Below are 1,091 nucleotides of genomic sequence, written 5' to 3'. Positions count from 1 at the left end.
CCAGATCGGGGTGTTCCTCGCCTATGCCGGAGGCCGTGGCCGCACCCTGATCGACCGCCGCCTCTATCTGCCCACGTCATGGACGGATGACCGCGGCCGGTGCCGGGCCGCGGGCATCGACGACAAGGTCGCCTTCGAGACGAAAGTGGTGATGGCCAAGGCCATGGTCCGCCGGGCGATCACGGACCGGATCCCGTTCCGGTGGGTGACCGCCGACGCCGCCTACGGCTTCTCCAAAGGCTGGCGCACCGAGCTCGAGCGGGCGGATGTCTTCCATGTCATGGCCACCACCCGGCACGACACCGTCGTCACCCGCTGGGCCATGGACCACCCCGTCCACGACCTGTTTCCCGGGCTGCCCCGGCAGAAGTGGAAGCGCCGTTCCTGCGGCAGCGGCGCCCACGGCCCGAGGGTCTACGACTGGGCCCGGGTCGAGGTCCGTCCCTGGCACCGCGAGGACCGTTGTCACTGGGTGATCGCCCGCCGAAGTGTCCGCCGGCCCGAGGAGATCTCCTACTACATCGCCTACTGCCCGGCCGAAACCACACTCGACGAGCTGATCCGCATCGCGGGAAGCCGGTGGGCGGTCGAGGAATGCTTCCAGACCGCAAAGCAGGAGTGCGGCCTGGACGACTACCAGGTCCGTCGCTACGACGGCTGGCACCGCCACATGACCCTGGCCATGGCCGCACACGCCTGCCTCACCGTCCTGCGGGCCCGCGAACTCGACACCGGGAAAGCAGAAACGGATCCTCCCAGCTCATACCCCTCACCCTCCCCGAACTCCGACGCCTGATCACCCGACTCACGCGGCCCCGCCCAAGCACCGACCACGTCCTGCACTGGTCGTTCTGGCGCCGCAGACGACAACACCAAGCCCGCACCAGCCACTACAAACGACGTGACCACACACCACCAGAAGCCAACAAACCATCACAGCAAAAACCGTTGCAGCACTAAGACCGTGTCCTACATGGTCAGCTTGAGGAGCCGTTTTGAGATGACCCCTTTGGTGTGGACACTCGACAATGGATCTTGAGGGTCCGAGGAAAGGTGTCCTGGTGGGACGTAGGTCTCCGTATCCGGAGGAG

1 protein-coding gene is annotated in these 1,091 nt (G+C 66.1%); it reads left to right on the top strand.

Translation table 11 applies throughout. The features are described from left to right. Window positions 1-796: IS701 family transposase (locus tag ACFWU6_RS33675; protein WP_383985297.1), on the top strand; the 796-nt coding region annotated here is incomplete at its 5' end. Window positions 797-1,091: the final 295 nt, after the last annotated feature.

The organism is Streptomyces sp. NPDC058674 (genome assembly GCF_042716505.1).
Classification (GTDB): Bacteria; Actinomycetota; Actinomycetes; order Streptomycetales; family Streptomycetaceae; genus Streptomyces.
The sequence above is the reverse complement of the archived record's forward strand: the minus strand, read 5'-3'. Positions and strand labels throughout refer to the sequence as shown.